The sequence below is a fragment of the Bradyrhizobium cenepequi genome (genome assembly GCF_020329485.1).
GTDB classification, from domain to species: domain Bacteria; phylum Pseudomonadota; class Alphaproteobacteria; order Rhizobiales; family Xanthobacteraceae; genus Bradyrhizobium; species Bradyrhizobium cenepequi.
Map to the genome: position 1 here is coordinate 49489 of NZ_JAGKJI010000006.1, position 18115 is coordinate 67603.

Annotated in this window: 16 protein-coding genes and 3 pseudogenes; 14 read left to right on the forward strand and 5 right to left on the reverse strand. The window is 62.5% G+C overall.

Annotated features, from left to right (window positions below; translation table 11 throughout):
• Positions 1–295: 295 nt before the first annotated feature.
• The 9 genes and pseudogenes from J6497_RS09695 (at position 296) to J6497_RS09735 (ending at position 9751) form a co-directional block, all read left to right on the forward strand.
• Complete coding sequence (locus J6497_RS09695; RefSeq protein WP_225704038.1) at positions 296–1597, forward strand: calcium-binding protein; 1302 nt, start codon at positions 296–298, stop codon at positions 1595–1597.
• Positions 1598–1756: 159 nt separating this feature from the next.
• Complete coding sequence (locus J6497_RS09700; RefSeq protein ID WP_312010255.1) at positions 1757–3445, forward strand: type I secretion system permease/ATPase; 1689 nt, start codon at positions 1757–1759, stop codon at positions 3443–3445.
• 113 nt (positions 3446–3558) lie between these two features.
• The gene (locus J6497_RS09705; protein ID WP_312010256.1) at positions 3559–4806 is read left to right on the forward strand and encodes an HlyD family type I secretion periplasmic adaptor subunit; all 1248 of its coding nucleotides are present in this window, start codon (positions 3559–3561) and stop codon (positions 4804–4806) included.
• 42 nt (positions 4807–4848) lie between these two features.
• The gene (locus J6497_RS09710) at positions 4849–6039 is read left to right on the forward strand and encodes a helix-turn-helix transcriptional regulator (protein ID WP_225704041.1); all 1191 of its coding nucleotides are present in this window, start codon (positions 4849–4851) and stop codon (positions 6037–6039) included.
• A 50-nt stretch (positions 6040–6089) separates the two neighbouring features.
• On the forward strand, positions 6090–7067 hold the full coding sequence (locus tag J6497_RS09715) for a M23 family metallopeptidase (protein WP_225704042.1): 978 nt from the start codon (positions 6090–6092) through the stop codon (positions 7065–7067).
• A gap of 158 nt (positions 7068–7225) precedes the next feature.
• Positions 7226–8041 carry a 4-hydroxy-tetrahydrodipicolinate reductase gene (gene dapB / locus J6497_RS09720; RefSeq protein WP_225704043.1) on the forward strand — a complete coding sequence of 272 codons (816 nt, stop codon included), beginning with the start codon at positions 7226–7228 and terminating at the stop codon, positions 8039–8041.
• Positions 8042–8108: 67 nt separating this feature from the next.
• Complete coding sequence (locus J6497_RS09725; RefSeq protein ID WP_225704044.1) at positions 8109–8732, forward strand: 2,3-bisphosphoglycerate-dependent phosphoglycerate mutase; 624 nt, start codon at positions 8109–8111, stop codon at positions 8730–8732.
• A gap of 4 nt (positions 8733–8736) precedes the next feature.
• Positions 8737–9198 (forward strand): hypothetical protein, encoded by a 462-nt coding sequence (locus J6497_RS09730; RefSeq protein WP_225704045.1) that lies wholly within the window; start codon positions 8737–8739, stop codon positions 9196–9198.
• A 21-nt stretch (positions 9199–9219) separates the two neighbouring features.
• Positions 9220–9751 (forward strand): annotated as a pseudogene (locus tag J6497_RS09735) (GNAT family N-acetyltransferase).
• A gap of 61 nt (positions 9752–9812) precedes the next feature.
• Here the strand turns inward: J6497_RS09735 and J6497_RS09740 are convergent.
• Complete coding sequence (locus J6497_RS09740) at positions 9813–10709, reverse strand: methylated-DNA--[protein]-cysteine S-methyltransferase (protein ID WP_225704046.1); 897 nt, start codon at positions 10707–10709, stop codon at positions 9813–9815.
• Between the two features lie 53 nt (positions 10710–10762).
• Complete coding sequence (locus J6497_RS09745; RefSeq protein ID WP_225704047.1) at positions 10763–11281, reverse strand: DUF2244 domain-containing protein; 519 nt, start codon at positions 11279–11281, stop codon at positions 10763–10765.
• 22 nt (positions 11282–11303) lie between these two features.
• Here J6497_RS09745 and nth point away from each other — a divergent pair, with 22 nt between their 5' ends.
• From nth to J6497_RS09760, 3 genes are all read left to right on the forward strand, one after another.
• A complete protein-coding gene (nth, locus tag J6497_RS09750; RefSeq protein WP_225704048.1) occupies positions 11304–12068 on the forward strand; it encodes an endonuclease III in 765 nt (254 codons plus the stop codon).
• Between the two features lie 71 nt (positions 12069–12139).
• Positions 12140–13303, forward strand: a complete 1164-nt coding sequence (locus J6497_RS09755) for an HlyD family secretion protein (protein ID WP_225704049.1) — start codon at positions 12140–12142, stop codon at positions 13301–13303.
• Positions 13290–14918, forward strand: a complete 1629-nt coding sequence (locus J6497_RS09760) for an MFS transporter (RefSeq protein WP_225704050.1) — start codon at positions 13290–13292, stop codon at positions 14916–14918. The genes J6497_RS09755 and J6497_RS09760 overlap by 14 nt, the downstream gene beginning before the upstream one ends.
• A 111-nt stretch (positions 14919–15029) precedes the next feature.
• On the opposite strand, the gene J6497_RS09765 is transcribed toward J6497_RS09760, so the two are convergent.
• Together J6497_RS09765 and nikR are read right to left on the reverse strand one after the other, a co-directional pair.
• Entirely contained in the window at positions 15030–15779 is a 750-nt protein-coding gene (locus J6497_RS09765) for a sulfate transporter family protein (protein ID WP_225704051.1), read from the reverse strand.
• A 76-nt stretch (positions 15780–15855) separates the two neighbouring features.
• Positions 15856–16291: pseudogene (nikR, locus tag J6497_RS09770) on the reverse strand (nickel-responsive transcriptional regulator NikR).
• A 220-nt stretch (positions 16292–16511) separates the two neighbouring features.
• Here nikR and J6497_RS09775 point away from each other — a divergent pair.
• Together J6497_RS09775 and J6497_RS09780 are read left to right on the forward strand one after the other, a co-directional pair.
• The gene (locus J6497_RS09775; protein ID WP_225704052.1) at positions 16512–16826 is read left to right on the forward strand and encodes a hypothetical protein; all 315 of its coding nucleotides are present in this window, start codon (positions 16512–16514) and stop codon (positions 16824–16826) included.
• A gap of 30 nt (positions 16827–16856) precedes the next feature.
• Positions 16857–17072: pseudogene (locus J6497_RS09780) on the forward strand (TonB-dependent receptor); the annotation flags it as partial.
• Between the two features lie 5 nt (positions 17073–17077).
• Here the strand turns inward: J6497_RS09780 and J6497_RS09785 are convergent.
• Complete coding sequence (locus J6497_RS09785) at positions 17078–17965, reverse strand: YiiX/YebB-like N1pC/P60 family cysteine hydrolase (RefSeq protein ID WP_225704053.1); 888 nt, start codon at positions 17963–17965, stop codon at positions 17078–17080.
• Positions 17966–18115 lie beyond the last annotated feature (150 nt).

The window sequence follows — 18115 nt, forward strand, 5'->3', positions numbered from 1 at the left end:
CTAGCGGATTTCACGCGATTATCCGCTTACGCGTAACCACAATCCTCATCTTGATCATCCTGGAACAAGCGGGACGAATTGGCGCGTCATGATGCGCGACGCGTCCATATGCACCCTGCGATTCTTTTGTATCCAAATGGGGATTGCGACGCTGCCCCACTTTCATTCAAGGTTGCATCCGTCGACGTCCACATCAATCGGTGATGGACAGTGAAGTAAGCCGGCTCAGCAATCGAGACGTTTTTTGCGGTTCGGAAGTCGACCCGCAAACGTCCATCTGTAGGGAGCGGAAATCATGGCACTCATCAACGGAACAGCAGGCGACGATGTACTACCCGGCACGCCGGATCCCGATGAGATCAACGGTCTGGCCGGCAACGACACCATAACCGGATTGGAGGGGGACGACACCGTAAGCGGCGGCCCAGGCGACGACAACATCGACGGCGGCGCTGACAACGATACGCTCAACGGTAATGCCGGAGCCGACACGATCGTGGGTGGCGATGGCGATGACACGATCAATGGCGGCGCGGGAGTAGATACTCTCTCCGGAGACGCCGGCGCTGACACGATCCACGGCAACGCGGGCAACGACAATATCGACGGCGGAGCGGACAACGATACGCTCTTTGGTGATGCCGGCGACGACACCATCGTCGGCGGTGACGGCGATGACACGATCAATGGCGGCGCGGGCCTCGACACGCTTTCGGGCGACGCTGGCGACGATACGCTGAATGGCGGAGTCGGCGACGACACGCTGAATGGCGGCGACGGCATGGACCTGCTCAATGGCGGCCTCGGCAATGACACCCTGAACGGCGATGCCGGAACCGATACGCTCAACGGCGGTGCGGGTGACGATACGCTGAATGGCGGCGCCGATGACGACGAGCTCAACGGCGGTGCCGGCAATGATACGCTGAACGGCGACGACGGCAACGATACCCTGGACGGCGGTGCCGGGGACGACACCGCGGATGGCGGTGCCGGCGACGATACAGTGTCCGGCGGCACCGGCGATGATGTCCTGGCCGGAGGTGCTGGTATCGACACCGTCAGCGGCGGCGACGGTGATGACGAACTCAGCGGCGGGGACGGCGCCGACACGCTCAATGGCGAAGCCGGCGACGACACGGTCGATGGCGGCAACGGAGCCGACATCATGGATGGCGGCGACGGAGCCGATGCGCTGGCCGGCGGCGCGGGCGGCGATACGCTGAGCGGCTCTGCAGGCGATGATGAGCTCGACGGCGGAAACGGTGCCGACACTCTCGACGGGGGCGAGGGCGATGATGTCCTGACGGGCGGTGCAGGCACTGATATGCACAACTTCGGTGACGGCACGGGTGCCGACTTCGGCAACGATGAAATCACCGATTTGAGCTTCGCCGAAGAGGATGTCGTCAATGTCGACGCGGCCGACGACTTCGATCCGACCACCATTGTTGTCGATGACGACGGAACCAACACCGTGCTCGACTTCGGCTTCGGTACCATCCAGCTCGATGGTATCTCAGGTGGAGCAACGGCGTTCGAATCGATCGACGACATCAACGCTGCCGCGGGATACGACGCTATCACAGTGGTATGACGCTAACTTCAGCGGGGCGGCCAGCCGCCCCGCTGCCGTATTCTGAAGTACTCAGTTCTTAGTGATATTCGGCCGGTCATGCATTCGCGCTGCCATCGTGAGATTCCAGCGTCTGGCCAACGGTCTTTGCTCGGATCGATTCCGGGACGGACTACTTTTGTGTGGATCGTCGCCTTCAGCGTGTCGATCAATATGCTGCTGCTGGTCGTACCCTTTTACTCGATCGAGGTATTCGACCGGGTGCTGAGCAGCGGCAGCGTCGAGACCCTGGTTGGCCTCAGCCTCATTGCCGCAACCGCACTCATCTTCAGTGCCGCATTCGAGACCCTGCGCAACCGCCTGCTCAGTCGCTTTGCCATTCAATTCGAACACCATCTCGCCCCGATCGTCCTTGAAAGCACGATTATGGGCGGCGCCGGGCAGAACGACGGCAGGACCAACCCTCTCGTAAAGGTCCGCGAGCTCCGGAGTTTCCTGTCAGGCGGACCGGTCGGATCCTTGATCGACGCGCCGTTCCTCCCGGGCTTCGTCCTCATTCTCTTCTTTCTGCATCCTTGGTACGGCGTGATAGCCTTGATCGGAACCGCGATCCTGTTGGTGCTGGGCGCCGTAAGCCACCGGATTGCGCGGATGGAAATCGGGCAGGCGACGCAAGCGGCACTCACGACGCAGGCGGCTCTCGACGGAATCGTCCGGCATTCCGACCTGGTGCGGGCGATGGGATGGACCCGCGGCGCGATCCGCCAGTTCATGGATCTGAACGACGAAGCATTGTCGCCGGTGGTCCGCGCCAGCGAGCGCGTCTTTACCATTGCCGCAATCGCACGGATGGTGAGAACCATCTTGCAGGTTACCGCGATCGGCGCGGGTGCCTGGCTCGTGCTTCAGAACGAGGTGCTCTCCGGCAGCTTGATCGCGAGTTCGATCCTGATCGCCCGGACGCTGCAGCCGATGGAAGGCTTGATCTCGGCATGGCGTGCGCTGACATCCGCCCACGAGGCATGGAAGCAGGTCCAGGCGGCAGCGGTTCCGGTTCTCACGCGAAAGAAAAAGACGCTGCTTCCCTCGCCATCCGGAAGGATCAAGGTCGACCGGGTGACATTCCGGACCGGCGCGAGCGATCGCGCGATCCTGGCAGGCGTGACATTCGAGTGTCGCCCTTCCGCGATGGTCGCCGTCATCGGACCGACGGGCGCCGGGAAATCGACACTGCTGCGCCTGATGGCGGGCTTGGAGCGACCGAGCGGCGGCACGATCCGATTGGATCACGCCGCCCTTTCCAACTGGGAGCCCGATCAACTCGGGCAATATGTCGGCTATCTCCCGCAGGACGTGCAGCTTCTGGGCGGCACCGTGGCCGAGGCGATCGCCGGATTCGACGAGCATGCGCGCGATCAGGATATCGTCGCCGCGGCCCTGCTCGCGCAAGCCCATGACATGATCCTGTCTCTCCCCGCCGGCTACCAGACCGAGATCGGCCGCGACGGTAACAAGCTTTCCGGAGGCCAGCGCCAGCGCATCGGATTGGCGCGTGCATTCTTCGGCAATCGCAAGCTGATCCTGCTCGACGAGCCAAATGCGAACCTCGATCCGGACGGCGAGCAGGCGCTGTGTTCCGCAATCGAATTGGCGAAAGCGCGCGGCGCGTCGTTGGTGATCGTCACGCACCGGCCTCGCCTGCTCACCATCGCAGACGCAGTACTGCTGTTGAGGGACGGCAAACAACTCGCCTTCGGCGCACCGTTCGATGTTCTTCGCGTGCCGACAGCGACGGCGCCTCCGGAGGCGCGCGTAATCCGGCGCGAGGCCGCACCCCAGAAGCTCCCAGTAAGGGGGAATGCGCGATGACCCAGGACGGGCATACGGCCGGAGCCATTTGGCCTACGGCAGGCAGCGCCCAGCCGCCGATCGCGAGAGAACGGCCGCGGTCCGGTATCCGGTGGATCATAGGACTGGGATGTGTGCTGCTTGTCATCCAGTTCTGCGGCTTCGGCGTATGGGCGACCACCGTCCCGCTCCGCAGCGCCGTGGTAGCGCCCGGATTCATCAAGGTTCATTCGAAACGCAAAGCCGTGCAGCATCTCGAGGGCGGGATCATCCATTCCATTTACGTCAGGGAGAATGACCGTGTCGAAGCCGGTCAACTCATTGCCCGGCTCGAGACCGCGCAGATCGAGGCAACGCTCGGCTCGCTGGAGACAAAATTCTTCGCCGATCTGGCGATGGAGGCGCGGTTGACGGCCGAGCAAGCTGGCGCGGCCGTAGTCCAGTTTCCGGATGAACTGCAAAAGAACGCAAGCCATCCAGCCGCGCGCATTGCCATGCAAACCCAGGCCGGCGAATTTGCAGCGCGACTGGCCGCGATCGAGAACGAGCGCAAGGTGATCGAGCAGCAGATCGCGCAATCGACAGATTCCATCCAGGGCTTGCAAAGCAACACCAAAGGACTCGAGCAGCAACTTTCGCTGCTGCAGGAGGAGATCGCGGATACAAGCTATCTTTTGGCAAAGGGCCTTGCGCGAAAGCCACGTCTGCTGGCCCTGAAGCGGTCCGAAGCCGACACTGCGGCCCAGATCGCGCGCAATCAGGCCTCGATCGCGGAAAAGCAGGGAAAGATTGCGGAGCTGGAGGATAAGCGGCGCCAACTCGGGTTCAATCAGGATCAGGACGTCGCCAAGCAGCTACATGCCACCAGCGAGGAGATCGGCGATCTTCGACATCGAATCGCCGCGTTGCGCGATCAGCTTAAGCGGTCCGAATTGCGTGCCCCGGAAAGCGGAAGGATCGTCGGTCTCAACACGAGAGACCTCAATGCCGTACTTGCACCTCGCGAAACACTTTTGGAAATTGTCCCAACTGAAGACCGCCTTGTCATAGAGGCAACATTGAAGCCAACGGACCGGGAAGAGGTATATATCGGCCAGATGGCGCGGGTGAGGGTTCATGCCCTCAATATGCGTCGCAGACCGATGCTCGATGGCAAGGTCATTGCGGTTGCTGCGGATGCCCTGACGGACCCCAAGACGGGCGTCAACACGTATATGGCCGAGGTTGAGCTCGATGCCGATGCGCCGACGGCCCCCTATCTCTCGTCCTTGCTGCCCGGAATGCCCGTCGAAGTATTTGTCGAGACAGGAGAAAGAACCTTCGCGGAGTACCTACTGCAGCCAATGGCGCTGCGTATTAGCCGCGCGTTTAGGGAAAATTAGTTGCTGGCGCAGTGCCGGCTGAACCTATAGCGGGAGCCGCCCGTGCATGAGATCAGCAAAGCACCACTTTTCGCACAGACAGGACATTTAGATCACGCCGAATCCCCGCCTCTTGATGCCCAGGATCTCGAACTGCATGGGCCAAGTCCACACCGCAGGATCATGGAACATTTCGGCAAGGCGGTCGCGGAACTTCTTAATTGCGGCAGCTGCTATGTCGCAATCATGTCTCCTTCGGCCGGGGCGCAACTGGAAGAGGTCCGTATCGGGAATGCCATAATCGATCCGTCGTGCACGATGACAGTGGCTCGTATTGCACGCAAAGGTGCTGGTGCGGACTGCGCGCTTCTAGAGCCGATCAATGCGCGCACGGCATTCGTGCGCAAATTGATCGGCTCCGAGCCAGGATCGAAAAGTCATTCGGTGATTGGGCGGTTCGCCTCTCGTGAGCGTACGACGGTCGTGTTCGTCGCGGGATGGCGATCGGCGGCGCTCGTTCAAGCCGAAATTCCCTGCCTTGCGCGCGCGGTTCGGACGCTCTGGGAAACCGTCAATTCAAGCGCGTGGCCATCGCTGACCCCGGATGTAGATGCTCAAGTCTTGCTGGAAGAGCTCGCGTTCCCTGCCCTCGTCACCGACGAAGGCTTGAATATTCATGGCGTCAATCGCGGCGGGCGCGCGCTATTGGCAAAGGGCGAGCTTCTCAAGATGCAGGGTGGCAAGCTCGTCGGCGCAAGCGGTTCTGTGACCGACAGTTTGCGGCGCGCGGTTCGAGAGGCGTTGATGACGCGTGCCGGGCAGGTCTCGTTCGACCGAACGGTGCCTCTGTCGACCGAGCGTCAGCAGTTTGCCTTTGCCAAGATCGGCGCCCTTCCGACGCATCGCGATGCGCAGAAGGCCCTGGTGATCGTGCCGCAATTCGACGAAGTGCTCGGTGCGCAGCGCATCGCGGCCGCATTCGGATTGAACTGGGCCGAAGAGAGAATTATCGCACGGATCCTTCAATTCCAATGTCCGCGCGACATCGGTGCCGACCTGCGTCTGACCGAAGCCACTGTCAGGACTTACACCAAGCGCATCATGCTGAAATTAGGAATTAATCGACAGTCCGAGTTCTTCTTGCTCTATCATCTCACACAATCTCCTTTCGGCGCGGGCAGGCGTGAGACGGCGGTGGGCCACGCTCTGTCCGAATTTCGCCCGAAAGGAAACGACCCTGCGCTGGATAGCTGATAAGCTTCTGCCAAATGATATTCAGGCCGTTCACCATATGCCCGGGATTCGTGCGGGCAGTCTTAGCACTTGCAGCCGCAATCGGTTTTGCCTGCTCCGCTCGCGCGGAGAACATCGAGCTGGGACTGCCGGTCGGCTGCGAGATCGGCCAGACCTGCTATATCCAGAACTATGTTGATGACGACCCCTCGCAGTCGAGCCGCGATTACAAATGCGGCACGCTCACTTACGACAGACACAACGGAACGGACTTTCGCGTACCCTCGCTCGCGGCACAAAGGTCCGGCGTGGACGTGCTCGCTTCCGCAAGCGGCCGCGTTCTTCGCGCGCGCGACGGCGTACCCGACGCTGTCGGCAAGCCGGCCCGTGAGGCCGTACGCGACGTTGAATGCGGCAACGGCATCGTCATCGAGCATCCCGGCGGCTGGGAAACGCAGTACTGCCATATGGCGAACGGCAGCCTGGCGGTGAAGCCCGGCGACGACGTTGCCCGCGGGCAGCGGCTCGGCCGCATCGGTCTCTCCGGCCTGACCGAATATCCTCATTTGCATTTCACCGTCAGGTACCGGGGCGCAATGGTAGACCCCTTCGCCTATGGTGCCGCTCCCGGTTCATGCGGCGGCGGCGAATCTCTCTGGCAGCCGGCGTTCCGTGCGCAGCTTGCCTATCAGGACAGAGCCGTCCTGAACGCCGGATTCATGAGCGGTCCCCCGACCATGGAACTGATTGAGGAGGCACGCGCGGACGAGCAGTCGCTGTCCGCCAATTCCCCGGCACTCGTTGCTTTTGTCCGTGCCATAGGGCTGAAGGCCGGGGACGTTCAAGGGCTCGTGATCAAGGACCCGCAGGGACAAGTCCTCGCCGAAAATCGAGCCGCGCCGCTTCAGAGCAACAAGGCGCAGTACATGTTGTTCGCGGGCAAGAAGCGCCCGCCAAACGGGTGGGACCATGGCACCTACAAGGCGACCTATACCGTCGAACGCGACGGCAAGGTCGTCTTGGAAAAGCGGTTGGAACTAGCGCTATAACCCACGCGGGATGCCGGCTTGGGCGATCCGTCTTCCTCAGGGCTAGGGTGGACGACCTTCTACCGCCCTCGGCTCCCCGGCTCTTGCGCGCCTCTCGGAACGACGACTCGGTTGCCGGAATGGCCCGCGCCCGCTATAGGGCGTGGAGAGGAAGAGTCATGGCCGATATGCGCTTGATCGTTGCGGGGGCCGGCGGCCGGATGGGCCGCGCCTTGACTCGCGCCATCTCGGAGACGCCGGGCGCGGTTCTGACCGGTGCGCTGGAAGCGCCCGGATCCGAGCTCCTCGGGGAGGACGCCGGCGTGCTTGCGGGCCTGCCGGCCAACGGCGTCAGATTGTCGGCTGACCTTTGGACGCTTTCGGCCAATGCCGACGGCATCCTGGATTTCACCGCGCCGGCGGCGACCATTGCCAATGTCGCGATCGCGGTCGAGCGTGGCCTCGTCCATGTCATCGGCACCACCGGGCTCTCGGCGTCCGATGACGCGGTGATCCGAAGCGTCACCAACCGCGCCGTCGTGGTGAAGTCCGGCAATATGAGTCTCGGCGTCAATCTCCTGGCGGCCCTCGTCAAGCAGGTTGCGAAATCGCTCGATGATGCCTTCGATATCGAGATCGTCGAGATGCACCACAAGGCCAAGGTCGACGCGCCCTCCGGCACCGCCCTCCTGCTCGGCGAAGCCGCCGCTGCTGGCCGTGGCATTGCGCTCGACAAGCACTCGGTGCGTGGCCGCGATGGCCACACCGGCGCGCGCCGGAGCGGCGATATCGGCTTTGCGTCGCTGCGCGGCGGCACCGTGACCGGCGATCACAGCGTCATCTTTGCCGGCCGGCAGGAGCGCATCACACTGTCGCACCACGCCGAGGACCGCATGCTCTTTGCGCATGGCGCAATCAAGGCGGCGCTGTGGGCACACGGCAAGAAGCCCGGGCTATACTCCATGATGGATGTGCTGGGGCTCTCTGACGTCTAACGCATGGTCCGGAAAAGTGGGATCGGTGATCCGAAATGATCATGCTCAAACAAGAACGGAATTTGGAATGAGCGATCGTCTTCTTGTGCTGGTGCGCCACGGCCAGAGTGAGTGGAATCTGAAGAATCTCTTCACCGGTTGGAAAGACCCCGGTCTCACCGAGCAGGGCATTGCCGAAGCGAAGGAGGCCGGCCGCAAGTTGAGGGCGCAAGGACTGTCGTTCGACATCGCTTTTACGTCGGTGTTGAAGCGCGCGCAGCATACGCTCGATCTGGCGCTTGCTGAAATCGGTCAGACCGGATTGAAGACGCTCAAGGACCTCGCGCTCAATGAACGCGACTACGGCGATCTTTCCGGTCTCAACAAGGATGACGCCCGCAAGAAGTGGGGCGAGGAGCAAGTCCATATCTGGCGCCGCTCCTACGATGTGTCGCCGCCCGGCGGCGAAAGCCTGAAGGACACGCTGGCGCGCACGCTGCCCTATTACGTGCAGGAGATCCTGCCCTGCGTGCTGCGCGGCGAGCGTACGCTGGTCGCCGCTCACGGCAATTCGCTGCGCGCGCTGATCATGGTGCTGGAGAAACTGTCGCCCGAGCAGATCCTGAAGCGCGAGCTCGCGACCGGTGCGCCGATCATCTATCGGCTCAACGCCGACTCCACCGTCGCCTCAAAACTCGATCTGGCGGCGTGACGTTATGGGCATTGCAGCACCTGACCTGTCGAATGAATGGGACAGGGACAAGCTGCGCAATTGGATGGCAAATGCGAAGCGGCATAACCGAAATGATATTTACCAAGCCGCTTTTCGACAGCTGTGCCGGATCGAAGGAAGAAATATAGACGACCCTTTAGAGGCAGAATTCGCCATTGTGATGAGAGCCCTGGAAGAAGCGCTCTCCGAGGAAAGCGGCACCACAAAACGCCTAAACCGAACGCGCCAAAAGTTGAACAGGGTAGGCGTAAGGCAGACTTTGGCAGATTTGGCGATGAAGCCAACTCCTTCCACCGGATTCCTCAAACTTGTGGAGTTTGGCATGGCTGCAGAACTTTCGGCGGAGGCTTTGATCCTGAAGTACGAAGGTGAGTTCGTTCCAGCAGTGGTCTCCGCCGCCAAGAAGCGTTTGGCAGAATATGAAATTCTGAACTCTCCGGCTTAATTTTCGACGAGGGTGTTCACGGTGACCGGCGACGTCGAGATTTGTGTTCTTACCGATCCCGTCGCTGACACAACACTCGATCAATTGGCATTGGTCTTGGTCGATTGCATCGAAGGGGGCGCTAGCGTCAGCTTCATGGCGCCGTTTACGCAAGCCGACGGGCTTGTGTTCTTCCGAAAAGTGGCAGCTTCGGTCGCGTCAGGCGACACCGTGCTGCTCGCAGCAAAGCTCGATGGCAAGATGGTGGGGCACGGTCCAGCTGGGTCTCGACACGCCGCCCAACCAGCCGCACCGCGCCGATCTGAAGAAGATGCTGGTACACCGTTCCGCCCGCGGGCGCGGCATCGGTGCAGCGCTGATGGCGCAGATCGAAGTCGAAGCGATCAGGCGCGGCCGCTGGCTGCTCGTGCTCGACACCGTGCCGGGCGAAAACGGCTATCGCCTGTACAAGCGTGCAGGCTGGACCGAGAGCGGGATCATCCCGAACTACGCGCTGTTCCCCGACGGCCGGCTCTGCGACACCGCGGTGTTCTGGAAGCGACTGGATAAGTAGGGCTTGTAGAGCGGGCAAAGCGAAGCGTGCACATCCTACGAACCAGGAAATCACCGCTTCGCTATTGCAAGCCTAGCTGCCCGGCTTCCCAGCCGAGCATCGCCTGCTTGCGGGTGATGCCCCAATGATAGCCAGTGAGCGCGCCGCTTTTGCCGAGCGCGCGATGGCAGGGTACTACGAACGACACGGGGTTGCGGCCGACCGCGGCGCCGACGGCACGCGAGGCTTTTGGGCTGTTGATCCTGCAAGCGATGTCGGAATAGGAAACTGCGCGCCCCATTGGGATTTTGAGCAGTGTCTCCCATACGCGCACCTCGAAATCGGTGCCGATCAGGACCACGCGCAGCGGCTGGTCCGGCCGCCACAGCTTCGGATCGAAGACGCGCTGTGCAATCGGAGCGGTGCCTTCGGTGTCCTCTACATAGGTCGCGTTCGGCCAGCGCCGTCGTAGGTCGGCAAAGGCGGTTGCTTCGTCCCCGGGATCGGCGAAGGCGAGACCGGCCAGGCCGCGGCTGGTGCCAATCACGATCGCGGTTCCGAATGGCGAGGGATGGAAGCCGTAGTGCAGCGTCATGCCGGCGCCGCCGTTCTTCCATTCGCCCGGCGACATTGCTTCATGGGTGACGAAGAGATCGTGCAACCGGCCCGGGCCCGAGAGCCCGGAATCGAGCGCGGCATCGAGCACGCTGGCCGAATCGCGGAGCAGGTTCTTGGCATGGTCGAGGGTGAGCGCTTGCATGAACGCTTTTGGCGTAAGCCCCGCCCAGCGCCGGAACAGGTGGTGCAACTCGTCAGGCGTCACGCCGGCGGCATCCGCCACCGCCTCGATGGTCGGTTGCGCGCGCCAGCGCTCCGAGATGAAGGCGATCGCGCGCCGTACCGAATCGTAGTCGCGCAGCGCGGCGCTCTCGAGACCCGGTTTGGCCAGATGCTGGTCATGGATGGCAAGTGTCATCATGGGCCTGATTTAGGGCACATGCGGCTGTTCAACCACCCGTTTTCCGACAACCTTCAGTGAATCGGATTATAGGTCGGTCCGCGCTTGGCGGCATTCAGCGCGGCGATTAAGGCCTTGGCAAAGCTCGCTTTTTCGTCCGGCCCCAGGAAGCTGCCGATGTCGACGCGGCGTCCTCTGGAAACCAGGTAGAGCCGCTCGATGCCAAACTCGGCGTCGACCTGCTGCTCGAACTGCACCCAGAGCGGATTGAGCACCCATTCCGCGACATGGCCACGATGGTTGACCCGGCGCACCCGCAATTCCGATGGCGTCACTGTGACTTCCTCGCAGGCCAGGGCTGTGCGGAAATTGACGCGGAAGGCCCAATAGATGACGAGCACGTCGAGGCCGAAGAAGCCGAACACCGGCCAGGCGCCCATCCACCAGAACACGATGCCGGCAGCAAAACTGACCGCGCTGACGATGCTCATCAGCACGATGAAGCCGCCGCGGCTGAGCGAGCGATGTGGCGTCAGCAGCGCCGAGAACAGCTTTGGTTCAAGCGCCGGGTCAAAGTCGTTGCCTGCGGTCATGGCTCACCAGTATATGCCGATCATGGCCAAAATCATCCGCGCTCAACGCGCCAGGAAACCCATCGTTCGATCCGCGTCGAAAAAATCGGCAAAGAGGCCGGTGGCCAAGCCACCCGCGCGCGTGGCGAAGAAATCCCTCAAAGCGCCCAAGCCCTGGACCCCGGCCGAAGTGCGCGAAGCATTCGCGCGGTTCCGCAAGGCCAATCCGGAGCCGAAGGGGGAGCTCGAGCATCTCAACCCGTATACACTGCTCGTGGCCGTCGTGCTCTCGGCGCAAGCGACCGATGCCGGCGTCAACAAGGCGACGCGCGCGCTGTTTGCCGTCGCCGATACGCCGCAGAAAATGCTCGCGCTCGGCGAGGAGAAGTTGCGCGACTACATCAGGACCATCGGCCTCTATCGGACCAAGGCCAAGAACGTCATCGCGCTATCCGAGAAGCTGATCTCGGATTTCGGCGGCCAGGTGCCGCGCACCCGCGCCGAGATCGAGTCGCTGCCCGGTGCCGGCCGCAAGACCGCCAATGTTGTGCTCAACATGGCGTATGGCGAACATACGCTGGCGGTCGATACCCATGTGTTCCGCGTCGCCAATCGCACCGGGCTTGCGTCCGGCAAGACGCCGCTCGAGGTCGAGCGGGGACTGGAGAAGGTGATTCCGGCCGAGTTCATGCTGCATGCACATCACTGGCTTATCCTGCACGGCCGCTACACCTGTCTCGCACGGAAACCGCGCTGCGAGGTATGCCTGATCAACGATCTTTGCCGGTGGCCGGAAAAGACGGTCTGAGCAATGATGGCGGCCCTCGGCCGACCGCTGTCTCGGCAATTGCGTGGGAAGGATGACTTGGGGAATCTACCTTGAGTGAGCAGAACCAAATCGCCCCAGCTCCGGTGAACAGGATTGCGCCGGCCCCGGCTCCGGCCCCCACAGCTCCGCCGCCGAAGCCATCGGCTGCGCCGTCGAGCACCTTGGGCCGGTTGGCCATTCCGGTCTTCGCCGTGCTCGCTGCTTTCGCTTTCATCGCACTGGCGACGCTGCGCTGGGACGAATGGATCGGCGCCGCCACGATCCAGACCACCAACGACGCCTATGTCCGCGCCGAGCTGACACGGCTGAGCAGCCGCGTCGCCGGCGAGGTGTTGACGGTGGCGGTGAAGGATTTCCAGCACGTCAAGGCCGGCGACCTCCTGGTGCAGATCGATCCCGCCGACTACCAGGCGCAGGTTGCGCAGGCCGAAGCCGGCGTCGCCGCCGCGCAGGCCGCGCTCGACAATCTGAACAACCAGGTCGAGCTGCAGTACGCGACCATCGCACAGGCCGAGGCCGCGCAAGTATCTGCGGCGGCGTTGGAGGTCGAGGCGCGTCAGGAACAGGAGCGCCAGCAATCACTGTCGCTGACGGACGCGGGCACGCGGCAGCGGCTCGAGCAGGCGACTGCGGCTTATGCAAAAGCGCAAGCCGATGTGCGCGCAAGCCGCGCCGTGATCGCCGCCCAGCGTCATCAGCTCGAGGTGCTGCAGGGCACCAAGAAGCAGCGCGCCGCCGATCTCGATGCTGCCAAGGCGCAGCTGGCCGCCGCAAAACTCAAGCTCGGCTACACCACGATCGTGGCGCCGTTCGACGGCGTGGTCGGTGAGCGGCAGGTGCAGCCGGGCGACTACGTCAATATCGGCACCAACCTGATCAATGTCGTGCCGCTGCCAAACGTCTATGTGATCGCCAACTACAAGGAGACCCAGCTCACGCGGGTGAGGCCGGGCCAACCCGTCGTGATTACGGTCGATAGTTTCCCGAACCAGAAACTGCATGGCCGCGTCGAGCGCATTGCGCCGGCCAGCGGCTCGCAATTCGCCCTATTGCCGCCGGATAACGCCACCGGCAATTTCACCAAAGTCGTGCAGCGTATTCCGGTCCGTATCCGTTTCGACGATGACCAGCCGCTGTTGTCGCGCCTGTTGCCCGGCATGTCCGTGGTCACCCGCATCAACACCAGCGAAGCGGGGGCCGATGGCGGCAAATGACGATGCCGGCCGCGGACCGATCTCGCAGGGCGGCATCGCGCGGCAGCCGCTGTTTGCGGTGGTCGCGGTGCTGCTCGGCTCGTTCCTCGCCAATTTCGACAGCCGGCTGACCACCGTTGGCCTGCCGGATTTGCGCGGCGCCTTCTCGCTCGGTTTCGACGAGGGCGCCTGGCTTTCAACCGCGGGAATCGGTTCGCAGATCTTCATCGCGCCGGCGGTCGCCTGGCTCGCCACGGTGTTCGGCCTGCGCCGCGTATTGGGCATCCCGAGCCTCGTCTATGCCGGGGTATCGCTGACTATCCCATTCGTCGACCATTACCCCACGCTGATCGCGCTCAGCATCGTGCATGGCCTCTTGCTTGGCACTTTCGTGCCGGCGACGCTGATGATCGTGTTCCGGAATCTGCCGATCCGCTGGTGGATTCCGGCGATATCGATCTACGCGATCCGCGTCGGCTTCGCGCTCGATACCTCGACCTCGCTGGTCGGTTTCTATGTCGATCATCTCGGTTGGCAATGGCTGTACTGGCAGGGCGTGGTCATCGCGCCTCTGATGGGCCTGATGGTTTATCTCGGCACGCCGAATGAACCCGTCAACAAGAACCTGCTTCGCGATGCGGATTGGGGCGGCATGCTCCTGCTCGGCACGTCGGTCTCGATGATCTATGCCGGCCTTGACCAGGGCAATCGGCTCGACTGGCTCGGATCCGGCACGGTGATGGCGCTGCTGCTTGGCGGCGCTGCGCTGTTCGTCGTCTTCCTGATCAACGAGGCCATGGTGCGGCAGCCCTGGGCGCATGTGAATGTGCTGTTCTCGCGCAACATCGGGCTCTCGCTGGTCGTCATCCTGCTCTACACCCTCACCAGCCTGTCCAATTCGTCGCTGGTGCCGAATTTCCTCGGCACTATCGCGCTGATGCGGCCGGAGCAGAGCGGCGTTTTGCTCTTGACCTACGGGGCGCTGCCGATGTTCGTGCTGGTGCCGATCTCGATCTATCTGCTCAGGCATTTCGATCCGCGTACCGTGGTGGTCCTGGGATTCTCGGCATTCGCGGCCGCAAATCTCTGGGGCACGCAATTGACCCATGACTGGGCGCGGGAGGATTTTGTCGGCGTCGTCATCCTGCAATCGATCGGGCAGTCGCTGACGCTATTGCCGATCATCATCATGGCGCTGTCCAATTCCGACCCGAGCCGCGCCACGGCGTTTGCCGCCTATATCCAGATCATGCGGCTTGGCGGCGCCGAGATCGGCGTGGCGCTGATGGGCACCTGGCTGCGGGTCCGCGAGCAGATCCATTCCAACTATATCGGGCAACACGTCGCCAATGGCGACGTCAACGTCGTGCGCATGCTCGAGCAACTCGCCGACCAATTCGCCGCCCATGGCGTGGGTCTGGCCCAGGCGCGCGCGATGGGAACGCTGGCGGCGCTGGTGCAGCGCGAGGCCAATGTGCTCGCCTATATCGACGGCTTCTGGCTGTGCTTCTGGCTGGCGATGACCGCGCTGTTTTTCGTCGCCCTGATTACCCGTGCGCCGCCGGGGCCGTTCACGCCCGAGCCGTTCGGCTTTGCCAAGATGCTGATGCGCAAGTGCGGAATGTCGGTGGCCTGATCGTCGATTGCTAGAGCATGATCCGGAAAAGTGTGAAGCGGTTTTCCGAAAAGATCATGCTCAAACAATAACCTAAAGCGCGATGATGATTCATCCTCATCTCATCGCGCTTTAGCGCATCGACATTTCCTGCCGTCTGGGCTCGAGCAATTCCGGCCGCGGCCCTGAGAGGCGCTTGTGCATGTGGACCATGAAAGCCATGCCAAACAGCGGCGTCGCCAGGTTGACGATCGGGATCGACACGAAGGCGGCTATGATCAGGCCGGCGGTGAATATGGTCGCGGCATTGTCGCGGCGCATCGCTTTCGCTTCCGCCGGCGGCCGGAACCGCATCGCGGCAAGCTCAAAATATTCGCGGCCCAACAGCCATGCGGTGGCGAGGAAGAAGATCAGGAAGCCGGCACCGGCGAGGAGCACAAAGGGCAGCGCGATCAGATAGACCAGGATCGTCAGCAGCGCGGTCTTGACGCCCTCGGCCATGGCAAGGTTGAACGGCAGCGGGACACCGGGCTGTTCGGCCGGATAATGTTCACGCTCGACATGGTCGGCGACATCGTCGACGAACAGGCTCGCCACCAGCGAGGTGATTGCAGGCATCAGGAAGATGCCGCCAAGCACCACGCCGAAACCAGCGGCGATCGACACGATCCAGGAGAGCACGTTGAGTGTGGAATGGAAGTTGGGGCCGAGCAGGCCCTCGGCCCAGACCTCGCCATAGTCGGCAAACCAGCTCAGGAGCCGCTGCAATCCGATCGCGAGCACGGTCACCAATACCAGCGCTACGCCGATCGAGCGCCACAGGATCGAGCGCATCGGCGGCGACAGGATTTGCGTGAGCGCCTTGACGGCGGCGTCTAACATGGTGGATCTACCTCAAGGAAGCCCCTGCGGGAGGTAGACATGGCCGATGGCTTCGGCAAGAGCCGGATGCTGCCCCTCAACCGTGCCCATGCTTGCGCGGCTTCTTGTCCGCTACGGTCGGGATCATCACGACCCGGCCATAGCGCACGCCGCGTTCGGCGATGACGTGGTCCGGCGAGATGGCGGACGTCGCCGGCGGCGCCCTTCAGCGCCGTCACCTCCATGCAGCTATCATTGTCGAGGTGGACGTGCAGCGTCGCCAGCGACAGGTCATGGTGACCATGGAAGTTCTGCACCAGCCGTTTCGACAGGTCGCGCGCGGCGTGGTCGTAGATGTACACCAGCGCGGCCACGCATTGCCCTGAAGGCGTCGCGTTCTCCGCACTCTGCTGCAATCCCGCCCGCGCGAGATCGCGGATGATCTCCGAGCGGTTCTGGTAGCCGCGCGCTTTTGCCGCGGCATCGATCTCGGCAAGCAGGTCGTCCTCGATGGTGATGGTGATCCGTTGCATCAGAAAATTCCGATTGGTGTCGCGGGCGCGACAGTATGATGTTCCGGTTGTAACATCATACTAGGCTTGCTAGCCTCGCTGGGCCGGGGTTGAAGTCGAACTGGTTGCCTCTCGGATTGTAGCAGGTTGCCATGCGGGGGCATGGGCATTGCGTAAACTTGTCGGGTGGATTTTTCCCACGGCCTCCCTTGTTGTCCTCACGTCGGCGGCGCAGGCAGAGATGGCTGCGGTCGGAGCAGGAAACCAGCTTCCCTCCGTCACGGTGACGTCGCCCGAGATGGCGACGCCGAAGCGGATCAAGCGGACCGAACAGTCGCGCCGTCCACAGAGCGGGCGAAATCCTCACGCTGCCCAATCGGGGCTGCCTGCATCGGCGGCGAGCGGCATCGCTCCCGGTTCGGGAGATTCGGACACCACCAATGTTCGGCCGACGGCCGCGAGCGAGATGCGCATCAGCGGCGAGGAGGTCAATGCGCTGCCGGTGTCGCGTGTCGGCGAGGTGCTGGAAGTTGTGCCTGGCCTGATCGTCACCTAGCATTCCGGCGAGGGCAAGGCCAACCAGTAATCCTCGCTGATCTTCAACGCCCGCGCCGGCTACCAGTTCGACAATGGCATGCGGCTGCAGCTCGACGTGCTCAATCTCTTCAATGCCAACACCAACCAGATCGAATACTACTATCTGTCGCGTCTGCCGGGCGAGCCGATCGACGGCGTCGCCGACCGTCACATCCATCCGGCCGAATCGCTCGCGGTCCGGCTGACGCTGGCGGCGGGTTTCTAGCGCGATTAAGCCGCGAGTCTCTCCGCCTTCACTTCCGTATCTTCAGGCGCAGCCGGAAGCGGCGTTTCCTGGTCAATCGTTTCAGGAACGAGCGGCGGCGATTTTTTCTGAAACACACTGAATTCGCCCGCCACCTCCTCAAGCGGCTTCTGCTTGTCGGCCCAGTGCAGGGCGGTGTAGTCGAAGCCGTGCACGATGGTGGGTTTGACGACTTCGAAATAGGGCGAGATGTCGAAGTCGCGCGGCATGTAGAGCGAGGAATCGCGGATATGCAGGATCTCGCGCCGCGCCCTGCGGCTCGAAGTGCGCGTGATCTTGGGCAGGATCGGGTAGCGCACGGCGTCGAAGGCCTGTGCGATCAGTGCCGAGCAGATGATCTTGGTAGGATCGCCCGATCCAAGCGCGATCATCCGCCGACGCCAGCGCTGCGGCACCGGCATTGGGAACAGATAGCGCGCGAGATCGACGATGTTCTTGGTGTCGTAGCCGAAGCCGATCCGGTTGATGGCGTAGCGGCACACCGTCTCGCGGTCCTCGTAGGACAGTCCGACCGGACGGCAGAGGCGGGTGTGATAGGGGAAATATTTCGACAGCGGCGCCGATGTCACGCCTTCGCCGATATTGGCCTCGATCAGCACATGCGGCTCGCCGTCCGCCTCGCCGGCGCCGTCGACCGGACCGACATAGAGCGCGGCGTGCGACCAGGTCGACTGCGTGAGGTATTTGATGATGCCGGAAATCCGGTTGTTGCCTTCGACCAGCAGGACATCGCCAGGCTGGATCACGCCGCGCAGATGCTCCGGATCGCTCGGCGTGAACGGCTCGTAACCGAGAATCTCCTTCTGCAGGTAACCCGCGATCACCTTGCCGATCGTGTCGAGCATGACGCCCATGAAACTTCCCCCCGCGCGGCTTGCCCTTCCCGCTTCTTGGTTCCTTATCATGGTCGCGAGCCGTTGCAATTTGGTTCATCGGCGCAGCCGATCAATCATGATTGATTCACCATGACGGTTGCTGCCCCGCATGAGATGCGGCAAGGTTCG